This is a genomic window from Paenibacillus lupini, from assembly GCF_011761355.1.
Taxonomy (GTDB): domain Bacteria; phylum Bacillota; class Bacilli; order Paenibacillales; family Paenibacillaceae; genus Pristimantibacillus; species Pristimantibacillus lupini.
Genome location: NZ_JAASRW010000008.1, coordinates 267,699 through 284,776, shown reverse-complemented (window position 1 = coordinate 284,776; position 17,078 = coordinate 267,699). Strand labels below are relative to the sequence as shown.

The 17,078-nt window shown below is 47.2% G+C and carries 17 protein-coding genes; 10 read left to right on the top strand and 7 right to left on the bottom strand.

Going from position 1 to position 17,078, the window contains the following annotated elements; all coding sequences use genetic code 11:
• The first annotated feature begins 22 nt into the window (after positions 1 to 22).
• Positions 23 to 631 carry an alpha/beta hydrolase gene (locus tag FHS17_RS24720; protein ID WP_167281123.1) on the top strand — a complete coding sequence of 203 codons (609 nt, stop codon included), beginning with the start codon at positions 23 to 25 and terminating at the stop codon, positions 629 to 631.
• Between the two features lie 18 nt (positions 632 to 649).
• Entirely contained in the window at positions 650 to 1,264 is a 615-nt protein-coding gene (locus FHS17_RS24715; RefSeq protein ID WP_167281122.1) for a flavin reductase family protein, read from the top strand.
• Here FHS17_RS24715 and pepT read toward each other — a convergent pair whose 3' ends face one another.
• From pepT to FHS17_RS24685, 6 genes are all read right to left on the bottom strand, one after another.
• Positions 1,265 to 2,497, bottom strand: coding sequence for a peptidase T (pepT, locus tag FHS17_RS24710; RefSeq protein WP_167281121.1), 1,233 nt, complete (start codon positions 2,495 to 2,497; stop codon positions 1,265 to 1,267).
• A 162-nt stretch (positions 2,498 to 2,659) separates the two neighbouring features.
• Positions 2,660 to 3,700 (bottom strand): Glu/Leu/Phe/Val family dehydrogenase, encoded by a 1,041-nt coding sequence (locus FHS17_RS24705; RefSeq protein WP_243865522.1) that lies wholly within the window; start codon positions 3,698 to 3,700, stop codon positions 2,660 to 2,662.
• 124 nt (positions 3,701 to 3,824) lie between these two features.
• Positions 3,825 to 4,505: a hypothetical protein gene (locus tag FHS17_RS24700; RefSeq protein ID WP_167281120.1), complete on the bottom strand. Its 681-nt coding sequence runs from the start codon at positions 4,503 to 4,505 to the stop codon at positions 3,825 to 3,827.
• Positions 4,502 to 5,401 (bottom strand): ABC transporter ATP-binding protein, encoded by a 900-nt coding sequence (locus FHS17_RS24695; RefSeq protein WP_167281119.1) that lies wholly within the window; start codon positions 5,399 to 5,401, stop codon positions 4,502 to 4,504. The genes FHS17_RS24700 and FHS17_RS24695 overlap by 4 nt, the downstream gene beginning before the upstream one ends.
• Complete coding sequence (locus FHS17_RS24690) at positions 5,398 to 5,766, bottom strand: GntR family transcriptional regulator (protein WP_167281118.1); 369 nt, start codon at positions 5,764 to 5,766, stop codon at positions 5,398 to 5,400. The genes FHS17_RS24695 and FHS17_RS24690 overlap by 4 nt, the downstream gene beginning before the upstream one ends.
• A gap of 144 nt (positions 5,767 to 5,910) precedes the next feature.
• Positions 5,911 to 6,351, bottom strand: coding sequence for a transcriptional regulator, SarA/Rot family (locus FHS17_RS24685; protein ID WP_167281117.1), 441 nt, complete (start codon positions 6,349 to 6,351; stop codon positions 5,911 to 5,913).
• Positions 6,352 to 6,534: 183 nt separating this feature from the next.
• Between FHS17_RS24685 and FHS17_RS24680 the strand changes: the two genes are divergently transcribed.
• On the top strand, positions 6,535 to 7,020 hold the full coding sequence (locus tag FHS17_RS24680) for a glutathione peroxidase (RefSeq protein ID WP_167281116.1): 486 nt from the start codon (positions 6,535 to 6,537) through the stop codon (positions 7,018 to 7,020).
• 69 nt (positions 7,021 to 7,089) lie between these two features.
• On the opposite strand, the gene FHS17_RS24675 is transcribed toward FHS17_RS24680, so the two are convergent.
• Positions 7,090 to 7,713, bottom strand: a complete 624-nt coding sequence (locus FHS17_RS24675) for an NAD(P)-dependent oxidoreductase (protein WP_167281115.1) — start codon at positions 7,711 to 7,713, stop codon at positions 7,090 to 7,092.
• A gap of 190 nt (positions 7,714 to 7,903) precedes the next feature.
• On the opposite strand from FHS17_RS24675, the gene FHS17_RS24670 reads away from it, so the two are divergent.
• From FHS17_RS24670 to FHS17_RS24640, 7 genes are all read left to right on the top strand, one after another.
• Positions 7,904 to 9,091 carry a polysaccharide deacetylase family protein gene (locus FHS17_RS24670; protein ID WP_167281114.1) on the top strand — a complete coding sequence of 396 codons (1,188 nt, stop codon included), beginning with the start codon at positions 7,904 to 7,906 and terminating at the stop codon, positions 9,089 to 9,091.
• Between the two features lie 270 nt (positions 9,092 to 9,361).
• On the top strand, positions 9,362 to 10,735 hold the full coding sequence (locus FHS17_RS24665; RefSeq protein ID WP_167281113.1) for an extracellular solute-binding protein: 1,374 nt from the start codon (positions 9,362 to 9,364) through the stop codon (positions 10,733 to 10,735).
• 118 nt (positions 10,736 to 10,853) lie between these two features.
• Entirely contained in the window at positions 10,854 to 11,744 is an 891-nt protein-coding gene (locus FHS17_RS24660; protein WP_167281112.1) for a carbohydrate ABC transporter permease, read from the top strand.
• A gap of 18 nt (positions 11,745 to 11,762) precedes the next feature.
• On the top strand, positions 11,763 to 12,638 hold the full coding sequence (locus tag FHS17_RS24655; RefSeq protein ID WP_167281111.1) for a carbohydrate ABC transporter permease: 876 nt from the start codon (positions 11,763 to 11,765) through the stop codon (positions 12,636 to 12,638).
• A 211-nt stretch (positions 12,639 to 12,849) separates the two neighbouring features.
• Positions 12,850 to 14,721, top strand: coding sequence for a cache domain-containing sensor histidine kinase (locus FHS17_RS24650; RefSeq protein ID WP_415639876.1), 1,872 nt, complete (start codon positions 12,850 to 12,852; stop codon positions 14,719 to 14,721).
• Positions 14,699 to 15,886: a response regulator transcription factor gene (locus tag FHS17_RS24645; RefSeq protein WP_167281110.1), complete on the top strand. Its 1,188-nt coding sequence runs from the start codon at positions 14,699 to 14,701 to the stop codon at positions 15,884 to 15,886. Before FHS17_RS24650 ends, FHS17_RS24645 begins: the two co-directional genes overlap by 23 nt.
• A gap of 33 nt (positions 15,887 to 15,919) precedes the next feature.
• On the top strand, positions 15,920 to 17,059 hold the full coding sequence (locus FHS17_RS24640; RefSeq protein ID WP_167281109.1) for an ROK family protein: 1,140 nt from the start codon (positions 15,920 to 15,922) through the stop codon (positions 17,057 to 17,059).
• Positions 17,060 to 17,078 lie beyond the last annotated feature (19 nt).

Below are 17,078 nucleotides of genomic sequence, written 5' to 3'. Positions count from 1 at the left end.
TAAGATAATGGAGGGGTATAAAATGAAACATTTATTCAAACAAGGAACGAATCCGGCAGCGCCGGTCCTCGTTCTCTTCCATGGCACAGGCGGAACCGAGAATGATTTGCTGCCACTTGCAGCAGGCTTTTCACCGGAATCTTCCGTCCTCAGTATTCGAGGCAATGTATCGGAAAATGGCATGGCGCGGTATTTCCGCCGCCTTGCGGAAGGGGTATTTGATCTGGAGGATCTGGTTTTCCGGACAAAGGAATTAAATGATTTTCTAGATGAGGCTGCAGCAGAGTACGGATTTGACCGGCACAATCTGGTAGCTATCGGATATTCCAACGGAGCGAATATTGCAGGCAGTCTGCTCTTCCACTATAAAGACTCGCTTCGTGGTGCCATTCTTCATCATCCGATGGTTCCGATTCGCGGCCTAGAGCTGCCGGATCTATCCGGAGTACCTGTATTTATTGGGGCAGGTGTTAATGATCCAATCTGTTCGGCAGAGGAGTCGAAAGAGCTTGAAGGGCTGTTGAGCGGTGCCGGTGCATCTGTTGCCGTTCATTGGGAGCAGTTCGGTCATCAGCTTACACGCACCGAGGTAGCAGCAGCTGCAGCTTGGTATAAAGAGCAGTTTCAATAAGAGAGAGGTGGCGGAAACATGATTCGTATTGATGCAGAAGGAATAAGTGAGCGGGATAATTACAAGCTGCTTACAGGCACGATAATTCCAAGGCCTATTGCCTTGGTCACGACATTATCGGAGGATGGCGTACTTAACGCAGCCCCGTTTAGTTATTTCAATATCATTACGGCTGACCCGCCGCTGATCTCTGTTTCTGTGCAGCGCAAAAAAGGTATCCCGAAGGATACCTCTCGTCATGCAGTCGCACGTGGACAATTTGTCGTCCACATTGCAGATGAAGCCTATGTACAGCAGCTCAATGTCACGGCGGCTAGCCTGCCGCCGGAAGAGAGCGAGGTTGCTCTTGCAGGACTTACTGCGGTTTCTAGTGAACACATCTCGGTTCCAGGTATTGCAGAAGCCAAAGTGCGGATGGAATGCATTCTGGAGCAGGTAATCCCGCTCGGAGGTACGGCTGAAGCACCTGCCTGTGACCTACTGATCGGCCGTGTCGTCAGCTATCATCTCGATGAATCCATTTGTGATGAACGGAATCATATTGATGCGGCTGCACTCCAGCCGGTCAGCCGGCTGGCAGGTGCATCTTATGCGAAGCTTGGCGAGCTGTTCGAAGTAGAAAGACCCTCGTAATTACTCACCTTGCTGTTCGAACCGTTTAATAATCTCAACGATAACCTGAACCGATTTGACCATGTTATCGACAGACACATACTCGAATTTGCCGTGGTAATTCTCGCCGCCGGTAAAAATATTCGGAGTAGGCAGTCCCATATAGGATAACTGCGAACCATCTGTACCGCCGCGGATCGGCTTAATGATTGGTTTGATATCCAAGCTCTCCATCGCGTCGCGGGCGATTTCGACAATCTGGAAGACCGGCTCGATTTTGTCACGCATATTGTAGTACTGATCCTTCAGCTCAAGAACGATGCTATTCGGGCCATGAATGGCTTTCAGTTCCTCGACGATCGCTGAGATATTTGCCTTACGCGCTTCGAACTTTTCACGGTCGTGGTCACGGATGATGTAGGACATCTTCGTCTGCTCAACATCACCTTGCAGTGTGTTCAGATGGTAGAAGCCTTCGTAGCCTTCCGTATGCTCAGGCGCTTCATTTATTGGGAGACGGCTGTTCAGGTCCATAGCGATTTTCATCGAGTTGACCATTTTACCTTTGGCTGTACCGGGATGCACATTCGTGCCGTTAACTGTGATCTTGGCTGCTGCCGCGTTAAAGCTTTCATATTCCAGCTCACCAAGCGGGCCGCCGTCAACGGTGTAGGCGTATTTCGCGCCGAAGGCTTCTACATCGAAGCGGTGAGGGCCACGGCCGATCTCTTCGTCCGGCGTGAACGCTACGCGGATTTTGCCATGCTTGATGTCCGGATTTGCAATTAGGAAAGCCATAGCCGTCATGATCTCGGCAATACCAGCTTTATTGTCGGCGCCAAGCAGTGTTGTGCCGTCTGTGGTCATGAGCGTATGGCCTTTGTATTGGCTCAGCTCAGGGAAGTCCTTCGTTGACAAAACCACGCCAAGCGATTCATTCAGCGTAATGTCGCCGCCTTCGTAATCGACGAGCTGCGGCTTTACATTTTTACCGGTGAAATCAGTAGCTGTATCTACATGGGCGAGGAATCCGATCGTCGGAACCTGTTTATCTGAGTTTGCAGGCAAAGTTGCCATTAAATAACCATTCGGATCCATTGTTACGTCTTCCATCCCGATGGCTTTCAGCTCATCAACGAGCTGGTTCGCAAGGGTAAGCTGACCTGGCGTTGAGGGGCAGGTGTCGCTCTCCTCATTGGATTGGGTATCTACGATGACATAAGAGGTCAGTCGTTTAATAATTTCTTCTTTCATTTAGATCCAGCTCCCTTCACAATAACTTGCCTATGCAATCATTATAAAGGAGAGAAAGGAAGAAATCGAATGCTGGCCTTAACGCCAAAAGGCTGCTCCTGTTGGTCGTATCGACCAGAGGAGCAGCCTTTTGGCGTTATTCAATGACGCGCTTTACGCCGCTTACACGCTGAGCAGCTGCTCGGTCAGATGGTTCGCAGCCATGGCATTGGACATGGCATGTTGATCGGCGTAGTCGAACACTTTCACAACCGTACCGTAGATCCGTTCGACGCAGCTTCGAGCGTAGGATGGGGAGTTGTTATTAAGCTCAGCCGCGGTGACGATGATGCCGCCAGCGTTCAGCACGTAGTCCGGCGCATAGAAAATGCCCCGCCTGTGCAGTTCCTCACCATGCCGATCTTCCGCCAGCTGGTTATTTGCCGCTCCGGCAATAATTTTGCACTGGAAACCAGGGATCGTTTTATCGTTAATGATGCCCCCAAGTGCGCAAGGGGAGTAAATATCACAAAGCTCCTGCGTAATCTGCTGAACACTTACTGCCCGTGCCCCGTATTGCTGGACCGCCTTCTGGACAAGCTCCTCATTTAAGTCCGATACCACCAGCTTTGCTCCCGCATGGGCCAGATAACGGCAGAGGAACATACCAACTTTTCCTAGCCCTTGAACCGCGACTACTTTACCGGACAAGCTTTCTGAACCGTCTATCTTCTTGAGCGAGGCTTTCATCCCCAGAAATACACCATAAGCTGTCATGTCCGCTGTGAAGGTACCATAAGCTCCAAGCGAGCCGGATACATCGGTCACATGCCGAGTCTCCTTCGCAACCCAATCCATATCAGTGGATGTTGTGCCCACATCCATCCCGGTCACATACTCGCCTTGCAGCCGATCGATAAACCGCCCAAGAGCGCGGAATAACCGTTCATTTTTATGCTTCGCCGGATCTCCGATAATAACGGCTTTGCCGCCGCCGAAGGGCAGCTCCGCCATGGCTGATTTATAGGTCATCCCTCGCGCTAGGCGAACGGCATCTTTAACAGCATCCTCGACGGTCGGGTAGTTCCACATTCTGCAGCCCCCAAGTGCGGGGCCAAGCTTTGTATTATGAATTGCGATTATAGCAGTTAGTCCGCTCTGTACATCCTGGATGACCTCCAGGCGCTCATAGTCATCAAGGCTCATCAAGCTCCGCAAATCCATAAAAAATCCCCCTTAACAGGCATCTGTCATTCCGGCAGCATTGTATTACCGTTGTATTCAACAGCAATAGCCGATGACACAGGATGTCTGAGTAAGGGGGATGATTTTTTTTCTATTTAAAAGATTATACCGTTGATCTGCGGATCAGCAGGTAAGAAATGATGGCGAAGCATAGGGCAATCGGCAGAAACCATAACGAAAGCTCAAATGCCGTAGTATCCTTCAGCCAATTCCAGATCGGTTCCCACCAGTCGTTAAGTGTGGAAAGAACAACAAGAAGAGTCGTCACGACCATCGCGGCTAAACTGGTGATAAACAATCCGATTGCTCTGAATTTTCGGAAAATACTTCCGATCACTAAGCCCGACAAGAACAGAGTCAGAAGAAGCAGGAAATCGGTTAGAAACTCCTGAGCGATATTGCCGTCAGATAAGAATGGAAGGCTGAAGAAATGTAGCTGCACACCCCAGTAGTTGGTTGCTTCCTCAATGCTTGATAACAATAGGAGAGCCAGTGTCCAGACTAGGCTAGAGAGCAGGGCATTCAAGACGGTGCCGATAAAATAATCGGTTCTCCGGACGCTGAAGCTGATGGCAAACGGAAAGGTCTGCGGCATGACGATAATACCAAGGACTAACATATAGATGAAGATCGACGATAAGCCGCCGGTATAAATCGCAACTCCGCTTCCATATCCGATAATCAGATTTACGATAAAGCTGGATGCAAGAATGCCGGCAGGGACAGTCATCCAGGCATGTTTGTCACGGTTATGAAGCTTCATCACATTCGAGATTCGATTCATGATCGGGAGCCCCCTTTGGTCTCAAGTTTCTTATTCGTCAGCTGGACGACCAGCTGTTGCAGGGATACGGAAGCGATTTGCAGCCCAAGAGCTGCTGCCTTTTTCCGGTCAGTATCGGTCAGCCTCTCGAACACTCCTGCTGTCAGCAGAGCGCCAAATGGCTCACGGGAAATGACCTTTTTCCCTTGAATGAAGCTTTCCACTGCACTTGCTGTACCAGCTACCGTATAGGCTGATCCGCGCAATTCTTCAGCATCTTCATTAATTAGAATCTTCCCGCCTTCGATGACGATAATATGCTCCAGCATTCGGCTTACTTCATCAATGAGATGGGTAGACAATACAATCGTACGCGGATATTCGGAATAGTCTTCAATCAGCCGGTCATAGAACAGTGCTCTGTTAACGGCGTCCAAACCAAGATAAGGCTCGTCAAAAATGGTAAGTGGCGCTCGGCTGGCAAGCCCGACGATAATGCCCACAGAGGAATGCATGCCGCGGGACAGCTTCTTCATTCTGCGTTTCAGAGGCAGCTGAAAGTCCTGTACCAGCGAGTTCGCATATTCTTTATCCCAATTCGGAAAGAGGGAAGCGGACAGCTCAAGCACATCTTTGACCATATAGTTATCCGGGTATTTCAGGCTCTCTTTGATGAAGCAGATCTGACTGAGCACCTTTGCGTTCTCATAAGGCTCTTCTCCGAACACTTTCAGCTCGCCGCTTGTTGCGAACAACTGGGCCGTAATCATATGCATGATTGTTGTTTTGCCGGCGCCGTTTCTTCCGAGCAACCCGTAAATCTTATCCGGCTCAAGTGTGAACGAAACTTCGTTCACTGCCGTCATTTTTCCATAGGACTTGGTTAACTGCTTCACTTCTACAACATGGTTTGTCATTTGGCATCCCCTCTCCGAATCATATCTGTTAATTGATCTGCTGAAATTCCCAGCTTCTCTGCTTCCCGTAACATCGTCACTACGTATTGCTCAAAAAACTGCTCTTTGCGCTTCTCGACCAGCACGGCGCGGGCGCCTGTGGCTACAAACATTCCAATCCCTCTTTTCTTATACAGGATTCCTTCGTCCACCAGCAGGTTAACGCCTTTCGCGGCAGTTGCAGGGTTAATCTGATAAAAGGAGGCGAACTCGTTCTTTGAAGGCACTTGCGATTCTTCAGGCAGTCGTCCTTGGATGATGTCGTCTTCAATTCGTTCGGCAATTTGTACGAAGATGGGACGGCTGTCATCGATGATTAGAGTCATAACGTTAACATCACCTCTCACAACCTAACTGGTTGATTACTCGTGTAACCAACTATACAAGAATGAACAGCAAGAGTCAATGGGCCGCAACGCAAAAAAAAAACAGGCTGCCTGTACGTGACAGACAACCTGCTTCTAGAGCTATTAAGTAGCTTCGTTAATCTTGTTCATTAGTGATTGCACTTGTTTACGGAGAGAGATGAGCTCCTCCGGTTCAATATCGGTTCCTTCATACAACCGGCCTGGAACGCATTCGGCCTGTTTGCGGAGTTCCTGACCCTTCTCCGTCAAACGAACAATTAAGTGCCGTTCATCGGACTTGTCACGGGCTCTTGTCAGCAGTCCCATAGACTCCAGCTTCTTCAGCAGGGGAGTAAGTGTGCCGGAATCAAGCAGCAGCTTGGCACCAAGCTCCTTTACCGAGACATTATCCTGCTCCCATAGAGCAAGAAGTGTAATATATTGCGTGTAGGTGAGGCCAAGCTCGGCAAGAATCGGGCGGTACAGCTTCGTAATTTCCCGCGAGCAGGCATAAAAGGCAAAGCAGATCTGATTGTCGAGCTTCAGCAGTTCGTCGCTGTTCACAGCTTGTCGAATCCTCCTTTTCGATCGGTATAGATCTATATAAATTGTATGCAATTAATTGGGTGATTGTATTGTAGCACCGCGCTTATAACGTGTCAAAAGAAAGAAAATGGCCTTTGACAACTACAACTATATTTTATACAATTTAATTAATAACAATTTATTCGAAGGGGATGTTCCGAAATGTCCTTATATGATATCGAGCTGAAGACGATCAAAGGTGAGAAACAAACGCTTGCGCCTTACAAAGGCCAAGTGCTGCTGATTGTGAATACCGCGACCAAGTGTGGATTTGCCCCACAGTTCAAAGGATTGCAGAAGCTGCATGATCATTACAAGGAACAGGGCTTTGCTGTACTAGGCTTCCCGAGTGGTCAGTTTATGAACCAGGAGCTGGAGGATAATGCGGAGATCGCAGAGTCCTGCGAGCTGAATTTCGGCGTTAATTTCCCGCTGTATGAGAAGATTGATGTGAATGGCGATACCGCGCATCCGTTGTTCCAGAAGCTTAAGAAGGATGCACGCGGGGTACTTGGCTCGAAGCGAATCAAGTGGAATTTCACGAAATTCCTTGTGGATAAAGAAGGAAAAGTCGTTAAACGGTTTGGTCCCAATGTTACGCCGGAGAAGATTGACAACGAGATCCAGACGTTGCTTGGCCAACATTAATATTTCCTAATCTGAAAAGCCAAGGTATGCATAACGTTTGCATGCCTTGGCTTTTCACATTTTTCCCGTTTAATAAGCGATGCCAACACGAGACCTTAAATATTGGTCGCTGCTTAGCTGCGAATAGGCGAATGCGGCGGTATCACCTGTCGTAATTCTCTTTCCATCCTCTGGTAAATAGTCTGTCTCTACCCGGTAACTGCCTTCGGATGGTCCGTCCGGCAAATAAGTAGGGCAGACCAATGTCCAATCGAGCACAGACCCCTCTAATAGACGCCATACATTATGATGCTCTTCCGCAGCTCTCGTGAGTGTTCTTCGTGATTCACTGGATTGATAGCGGAGCAGGCCAGGCTCCGTTCGGCTGTTCAGCACCCCCGCTGTTCCAATCGCCACGATTCGTTTGATCTCAAGTTTAATCATCGTTTCGAGAATAAGGGGGATGCTCTCCGACAGCGTTGTTCCGCCATCCGTGCTTAAGCTACTAATGACCGCATCAGAGCCTTGGAGCGTCTGAAATATGGCGTCGCTGTCGAGCACATTTCCTTCTACTATTTGTAAGCTGCTGCCGGCCAAATCTCTTAATTTATCTGGTGTTCTTACGAGGGCGGTAACGGTATGCCCCTCCTGAAGAGCACGCTCTATAATCAGTCTCCCGACCCGGCCTGTCCCTCCGAAAATAGCAATGTTCATTTCTTCACTCTCCATATATAATAGAATACGCATTAAAATTTTATCATAATTCCGCAACTTTCCAGTAACGAGCTGCGTTTAGAATTAGAGAACAGCAATCCTTGCAGGATATTTTTTTTGCCTATCGACGTCCAGTATCTGTAAAAACTGTAACAATCAAATGGTTTTTTATTTAGGAGGAAGTAAGAAGATGATTCGGACTAGTGTTGCCAATTGGATGAAACCTATTCTATTAATGATGAGCCTATGGCTGATTGCCGCATGTTCCATTCCGGCAGATGCGAAGACGGTCAGCTTTTACGTCAACGGCGAAAAGGTGAAGCAGCCTCCCGCTGTGGATGTGGTCAATGGCGAACCTATGGTACCGGCCTCATTCCTAGAATCAACCTTTCAATCTAAGTTGGAGTGGACACTTAAAGATAAACAAAGCAGCGGAGTGTATTTCTCAGACAAAGTTGCTGTATTAATGTATCACGATGTATCGGTGACTCCAGATCCAACGGGAGCAGAATCAGCGATTTCCATTGATTCATTCAAGGAGCAGATGGCGCAGCTGAAATCGGACGGGTTCCACATCATCTCCATTGATCAATATGCTGATTTTATCGACAACAAGGGTAATGTTCCGGACAATGCCGTGCTGCTGACATTTGACGACGGTTATGAGAGCTTTTATAAGGAAGCCTATCCGATACTGAAAGAATTTGGTTATCCTGCTGTGAATTTCGTCATCGTATCCGGTGCGGACAGTCCTTCGAAGAAAGGCCGGCCTAAAATGACATGGGACCAAATGCGGGAAATGCAGAAGTCCGGCATGTCCTTCTATAATCATACATACGACAGCCACAAATATGGTGTGATGCGTGCTGACGGATTATCGAAGCCAGTGCTCACACGGCATCAATATTTGAAGAAAGAGAATCGTGTCGAGACAGATGAGGAATACCATACACGCGTAAAGACCGACTTGGAGAAAGCTGAGCAAAGTCTGAAAGCAGAGCTTGGAAACAAGCGAAGTATCATCGCTTTTCCATATGGAGCCTATAATGCAGAAGTGCTGGATATATTGAAGGAGGTTGGCATTACCTTATCCTTTACGGTCAAGGAAGGGATTAATGAACGAGGGCAGACGAACGGCTTCAGAGTGAATGGTTCCAGAGCGGGAGAGTCAACGAAGCAGCTGATGGAAAAGCTGAAGGCACTGACACTGGATCATGCAGCAGTTACCGTTCATGTAGATGGTCAGGAAGCTTCGTTTAAGGAACAGCCGTTCAAAGGTCCAGACGGTATCATGATTCCGCTGAAGGAATACTGCAAGATGAAAGGCATGAAGCTGCATTGGAGCAAGTTAAGGAAGCAGTATAAGATTACGGCTTAGGACAAAAGAGCCGCATTCCTATGGTCAATTGGACCTGGGGAGTGCGGCTCTTTTTCATTGGCAATCCCTGCTGCTGGGGATATTCCATTCTAGGTGAAACTAATAATAATGGTATTCAGCCATATCATTCGACAGGTTTCGATCTGGGGGAGATTTAAGGGGAGAATCTCAAGACCTAAAGAAAACACACCTGATATCCTAAGTTCACACATTGTAAGGGTTTGCAGATTTCAAGATAATAAGAATATAACAAACAAGGGGGATAAACAAATGGCTAAAATGAATATGAAGAGTGTTCTAGGTCTTGTTCTTGCAGGTTCCTTGGCGATTAGCTTGACAGCTTGCGGATCGAACAGCAATAACAACGGCAACAAAGAAAGCAATGCTCCTTCCAATAACGCAGGTGCAACTAACGCTGCTACAGAGAAACCAGCAAGCAACGAGAAAGTGACAATTACATTCCAAAACATTTATCCAGATCCAACTGATCCTAAAAATCAAATGATGGCCAAAATCGTAAAACAATACGAAACTGAACATCCAAACGTTAAGGTCGAATTGGACTCCTTGAATACAGACCAACAAAAACAAAAGCTGAAAACACAAGCAGCTTCTAAAGAAGTACCAGACATCACTGTTGTTAACCCAGCAGCTCAAATGCAGCCGTACGTTGATGCAAAACTGTTTGCACCACTGAACGACATGGTTGCGCAAAACGGCCTGAAAGATACATTCCAAGATGGCGTTCTTGACTTCTACACATTCGATAACAACCTGTATGCATTGCCAGACGGCAACAACATCGGCGTTGTTTACTACAATAAAGATCTGTTCCAACAAGCAGGCATTACAAAAACACCTGAAACATTCGAAGAAATGATCGAAGACGTTAAAACATTGAAAGCAAAAGGCATCCAGCCAATGGCAATCGGTGAAAAAGATACTTGGACGGGTTCGTTCCTGTTCATGAACATCCTGCTTCGCACAAACAGCGGCCCTGGCTTCCTGTCTGATGTTGTCGCTGGTAAGAAAACATTCGAAGATCCAGCATTCGTTGAAGCAGTTGACGCTATGCAAAACCTGATTCAAGCAGGCGCGTTCCAAGAAGGCGTTACATCGTTCGACTATAACGCTGGTGAGAACATCTTCAAAACGGGTAAAGCTGCAATGTACTACATGGGTTCGTGGGCAACTGGCGGTATCGAAACATCTGAAGCTCTGAAGGATAAAGTAGGCGTATTCAAATTCCCTACAGTTAACGGCAAAGGCGACCCTAACCAATTCATGCTTGCTCCAGGTTCCGCATTCGCGATCTCTGCAGACAGCAAACACCTGCAAGAAACAAAAGATTTCCTGAACTACTTCATGCTGAACTTCCCTAAAGAAGCATTTGCTGTTAAAGGCGCTGTAGGTATCGCTCAAAAAGTTGACGGCGACTTCAAAACTGCTGGCTACTCCGACATGGCGATCAGTGTACTGGATCTGTTCAAAGAAGTTAAAGGCGGCGACCTGTCGTTCGATAACACAATGAACCCTGGTACTTCCCAAGGCCACTTGACTGCTATCCAAAACATCTTCGTTCAGAAGAAAGATTCGGCTGAAGTTGCAAAAGAGCATCAATCGGCTTTCGAAAGCAATAAATAAGCTTTAAACAACAGATGAAACTATAAAAAGCTGCGCACGGTGCGAAAGGGGTTCTTTCCCAGGAACCCCTTTTGTACTGATGTTAAAAAAATAGCTAAAAGATAGGAGGGCACACGAGATGAACGTACTGAAGGTTTCGAAGTTAACGATAGCGCTGTTCGTGCTGCCGTGTTTGATACTTTATGTCTGTCTGGTATTTGTTCCAATCATCGTTTCCTTGTATACCAGCACACTTGAATGGAACGGGATCGGCGAATCAAAATTTATTGGTCTTGAGAACTTCAACAAATTGTTATTCCATGATGCTGTATTTTGGCCAGCTGTACGCCATACGTTAATGTTTGCTGTATTCTCTATGCTTGAAATTCCAATCGCTTTGTTTGTCGCAATCTTACTTAGCCGCTTCGTCAAGAAGCCGAATTTCCTTGTATCCAGCTATTTTATGCCGGTAATTCTGTCGGTTGTTATTATCGGACAACTTTGGAAAACAATCTACAACCCTGCGTCCATGGGCGGGATGCTTAACCAGGTACTTGACTGGGTAGGCCTTCACAGCTTGTCGCAGCAGTGGTTGACAGATCCAGATATCGCGATGTACAGCTTGTACTTCGTTGCTTTGTGGCAATACCTTGGTTATCACACTCTCATTCAGTTTACGGGTATTCAGAACATTCCGTCGGATATTTATGAAGCAGCCAAAATTGATGGCGCTGAAGGCTTGAAAGCTGACTGGCATATTACATTGCCAATGAACATTCCGATCTTCAAAATCTCGATTGTTCTTGCCTTTATCGGCTCGCTTCAATCGTTCGACATGATTATGGTTATGACAGGCGGCGGTCCTGGTAACGCAACAGACGTTATCGCGACACATATGTACAGAATGTCAATCTTGTCGATGAAATATGGATACGGAAGTGCCATTGCAGCCATTCTGGTTGTAGTCTGCCTTGTCGCAACAGTGGTTATCAACTATGGATTCAACCGTCTGGAACGGAAATACACGTAATGAAGGAGGGATACGACCATGAGCCAAAGTACAACTACTGCAGTGTTGCCAAGAATTAAGCCACAAAGAAAGTTTTCGATCGGGAAAACATTGATGTGGATCCTTCTGTCAATTCTGATCGTCACCCAATTGTATCCGCTCTTGTGGCTGGCTATATACTCGTTAAAGAATAACGAAGAAATTTTGTCCGGCCAATTTTTCGCTCTGCCGCATGTTCCACAATGGAGCAATTATAGTTCTGCGATGGAGTCGGGCAATTACGTTAAATATCTGCTTAACAGCTTGAAAGTTACATTGATTACAATGGTTGGCGTTTTGTTCCTCAGCTCGCTTGTATCATTTGCCATCAGCCGCTTCAAGTGGAAATACGGTCAGACGGTAATGGTTATCTTCCTGATCGGGATGATGATCCCGATGCAGGCGACACTGCTGCCGCTGATGATTATCTTCAAGAACATGCATATTCTGAATACGCATTGGTCGCTCATTCTGCCTTACATCGCATTCCAGACGCCAATTGCCGTATTTATTCTAAGCGGATTTATGAAGTCGATTCCTAATGAGATTGAAGAATCGGCAATCGTGGACGGAGCAGGTGTCTTCCGGATCTTCTGGAACATCATCCTGCCGGTATCGGTTCCGCCGATGATGACCGTATGTATTCTGACCTTCATTAACATCTGGAACGAGTACATCCTGGCAGCTACATTTATCTCGACAGAACGTTTGAAAACATTGCCGTTTGGTGTATACAGCTTCGTCAGCCAATACTCGGTAAACTACGGTGCGATCGGTGCATTCCTTGTCCTTGGTGCCCTGCCGGTTATCGTGATTTACTTCCTCTTGGCAGACAAAATTACAAAAGGTATGGTAGCAGGCGCGGTGAAGGGTTAATCCCCTTCCCGCTTTTTTGAATTTTAAGGAATTATAAAATTTTGCTATACGAAACGGTTGTGCGGCCAAAGGTCAGCGCAACCGTTTCGCCATGTGTTACAATGAGGGAATGAGCAAAAATCAAGAAAATTTTATGCTTACGAAGTAAGAATCATCACACACGGCCGAAATATGGCCCTGTTTGTGATAATTCTTTTTAGGAGGATTAACGTTGGCACGTTATCGTGGTATGCATTCTATACAGAATCGCTTGTTTTTATTGCTGTTTTCATCGATGATGACGCTGCTTATCTTGGTCAGCTTCCTCTATTATCAGAAAACAACCCAGATCATCCATTCGAAAATCAGTGATCTTGCGGAAAAGAACGTCTCCCAAACGGTAGGGTTATTTGATCTGCTTCTTGAGGGATATGACAGCGTGACCAAATCGCTTAACAGTAACTATGAATTGACCAGACTGCTCAAGGAAGCAGACAATGAGAAGAATATAAGCGTCAGTGTCATGAATGAACGGGCGATTACGAATATTATTGGAGCCGCATACTTTTCGCGAGATGATATTGTAGGCATCCATGTCATGACCAACGGTGGCAAGCTGTACAATTATGAACGGCGCTTCGCAGGCCTGGTCAATCAGGATTACACGTCTGCTGATTGGTATAGCAAGCTTAAAAATTCAAGGGGCGAGATGGTATGGCTTGGCTTGACGAAGGGCTCGGTTATTAACAGTATGCTGCCAGAGCCTGTATTTGTATTTGGACGTCAGCTATATGATCTTAACAATTATAAGCCAGTTGGTATTGTCTTAATTGAGTCGGATCCAAATCCGATTCTATCCGCCTTATCTAATGCTTCGATCAGTCCGAACAGCCGGGTATTTATTGTTGATAAGAACAATGACGTGATCGCATCGACGGATAAAAATCAGGACGATCTGTCGATGGAGCCAAATAGTGGAGAGCCGCAGGTGGTTCCTTCTTTTAATGGGCTGCCTAGACCAAAAGGCAATGAGATCGTTGTTGATAATAAGAGCAATGAATTAATTGTTGCTGCAAAAACTGCTGTAGCGGAATGGACGGTATTTGGACTGACGCCGAAAGCAGACATAAGCGAAGAATTAGTGCAGACTAGATTGTATCTGCTTGCTGTCATTATCGCGGTTATCTTGTTATCGATTATGCTGGCAACCTTGATCTCGCGGAATATATCCTCTCCGCTGAAGCTCTTGATCAGAGAGATGAAGCAGGTGGAGCTGGGTAACTTTAGAGGTTCGGTGGACGTCAAGTCATTCGAGGAGATCAACAGCCTGGTATCTTCCTTTAATCGAATGGTATTACGAATGGATGAGCTGATTGAACGCATAACCCTCTCCTCTATAAGTGAAAAGAACGCAGAGCTGCAGGCGCTCCAATCTCAGGTGAACCCGCATTTCCTGTACAACACGCTGGATATGATTTATTGGATGCTGGACGAGCGTGAGAATGATCGGCTGGGCAGGGTTATTTTATCATTGTCGCATATGTTCCGATATAGTAGTGACTGGGAAGAAGCCTCGAAGACAACACTCCGCCAGGAGCTTGAGCAAATGCGTCATTACATGACGATTATTGAGAATCGTCTTATTGGCCGCGTCAGCACGGAGATTCAGGTAGACAATATATGGCTTGATGCCATTGTTCCAAAGATGACGATTCAGCCTGTTATTGAGAATGCGGTGAAGAGTGGTCTTGAACCGCTTGACCGTCCTGGACTTCTGCGGGTGTACACGGTGGCGGATGAGGAAGCCAATGAGCTGCGGATTGTCATTGAAGATAATGGAGTTGGTATAGAGGAAGGCGCCTTGAAAGAGCTGCAGACGATGCTGCAGCATTCGGGCCTTAACCGAAACTATCCTTTGCCGGAAGGCAAGGAAAGAAGAGGTATTGGCTTGCCAAATGTGCATCGCCGTATTGTGTTGATGTACGGTGAGCCTTATGGCATGCGCATTACAAGTGAATTAGGAAAAGGGACGACGGTTATTATCGCAATACCGCTACCTGCTAGAGGAGGTCAATCGGGCGATGAACATATTAATCGTGGATGACGAGACCGTCATACGGGAAGGCATCCAGCGGACATTAAGTAATAAGTTTCCGGCTTACAGCACTTTTCTGGCTGTAAATGCCGAAGAGGCAGTTGCACAGCTGCGGAAGCAGCGAATTGATATTGTACTGACTGATATTTTGATGCCGGGGATGACGGGGCTTGAATTAATGAATTTGACCCGCACCATCTATCCACATGTGAAGTGGGTGGTGATCTCCGCTTACTCGGAATTCAGCTATGCACAAGAGGCGGTACGGTTAGGAGCAAAAGATTATTTGCTGAAGCCGATCGGCAAGGAAGTGCTGGTCGAGATGATCGAGAAGATAAGCGGCGAGATTGAGCGCGAGCGGGAGCTTATGGAGGAAGCAGAGCTTCTGAAGATGAACCGCAATTATTTGCGGGAAGCAGTGTTCCAGCGCTGGGCTCAAGGCCTTGATATCGGCCGATTTGATATGACACCATTTATGGAAAGCTACTCCAATTATCATCTCATTATGGTGAAGATGGAGAGCGACAAGGTTGTTCAGCTTGAACATTTCATGATTGAGAACGTGCTTGGCGAATTGATTGAAAAGTATGGTCAAGGCTTCGTCACGATCTATGACAGCAAAAGTCTTCTTGGTCTGGTTACCCTTCCGGAAGGTGCGACAATGTCGGGTCTTCTGGAGGAGCTTCGCGCTCATCTGATCAAATATTTGCGTGTACCGTTTCAAATTATGCATACAGACCTTATCAAGGATATTAATGCGGTGCCAGGCGAGGTGCAGCGGATGCGCCAAGCTTCATCAACGGCGGTCTATGAGCATTATGCCAGCGGCAGCGATCAGTCGATAGAGGTCGCGCTGCAATATATTCGTACGCATTACCACGCCGATCTGTCTCTGGAGAAGGTGGCGTCCATTGTTTATTTGAATCCGGTCTACTTCAGTCAGCTGTTCAAACAGAAGACCGGCGCAGGATTCAAAGAATATGTCATCGGCCTTAGACTCGAGCAGGCGAAACAAATGCTGCTTAATCCGAAGCTGAAGCTCGCAGATGTTGCCGAGCGGATCGGTTATCAAGATATGCGTCATTTCTCCCAGCTGTTTCGCAAAAAGTATGGGGAGACACCTTCCGAGTTTCGACAGAGCCATCGAATGGATGGCGTAGAGAAGCAGCTTTAATCCGAATAATGATTGGATAGAAGAAGGAGTCCTATGTCCATTAACAAAACACCAACCAACCGGGTCTACACCTATATTGCGCAGCGGGGCGTTGTATCCAGGGCAGATCTGATGAAGGAATTTGATATGTCGAGCAGCACAATGACGCGGCTGCTCGATGATATGATCGCCGATAAGCGGCTGCAGGAGAGTGGACGTGGCAGCTCAACTGGCGGCAGAAGACCTATTTTGTACGAAACGAATCCAACCTATGGGTATTTGTTTGGGCTTGAAATTTCGCGGATCTATTCGTCGATGGGGCTGTACGACATGCATATGAACAGGCTGTCAGCCATACGTTGGAAAATGGATGAGAGCATGACGCCGGATGTGTTTATGAGCAAGGTGCAATCCGCTGTTCGGAAGTTTATGAAGCAGCATGGACTTGAGCAATCAAACATTGTTGGAATGGGCGTTGGTGCGGTAGGTCCGCTTGATCGTGAACGGGGTTTGATTCTAGATCCCGTCTATTTCCCTGCTCAAGGCTGGCATAATCTCCCGATCTGCGAGCGGCTGGAGGAGTGCCTCGGTTTCCCTGTTCTGCTTGATAACGGCGCTAATACAGCGCTGGTTGGGGAGCATTGGGCGCTTAGAAGCGAGCACTACCAGCATATGCTCTACGTGCATGTGGGCGCCGGCCTCCGCTCAGCCGTGATGTCGAATGGCCAGCTCGTCTATGGTGCGACCGATATGGAAGGGGCTATTGGCCGGATGATTATTCAGGCTGGTAATCCTGCTAATCCGGGCAGTTCTATTGACGGTGCGCTGGAGTCTTTTGTATCAGTCCATGTCATTGAGAATGAGGTTCGAGAACAAAACGAACCGTGGAGCTTTGAGCTGCTGGTCTCCGCTTTGTCAGCCGGCGATGCGGTTGTTCAAGAGAAATTTAAGAAGGCAGCCGCTTACCTCGGTATCGGTTTGGCCAATTTGATTAATGTGCTGCATCCGGAGCAGGTTATTCTCGGGGGAGCGCTCATAAATGCTCATGAGAGTGTGTTTGAAACAGCAGTTGAGGTTGCTAGAAGCCACACGTATTATTACCCGCAATATAAGCCACTGTTCTCACAAGGTGTACTCAAGGAAGAAGCTGTCGCAGCTGGTGCGGCAGTGATGGTACTCATGCAGCTGGCATAAATGGATTTTTGACAGAATA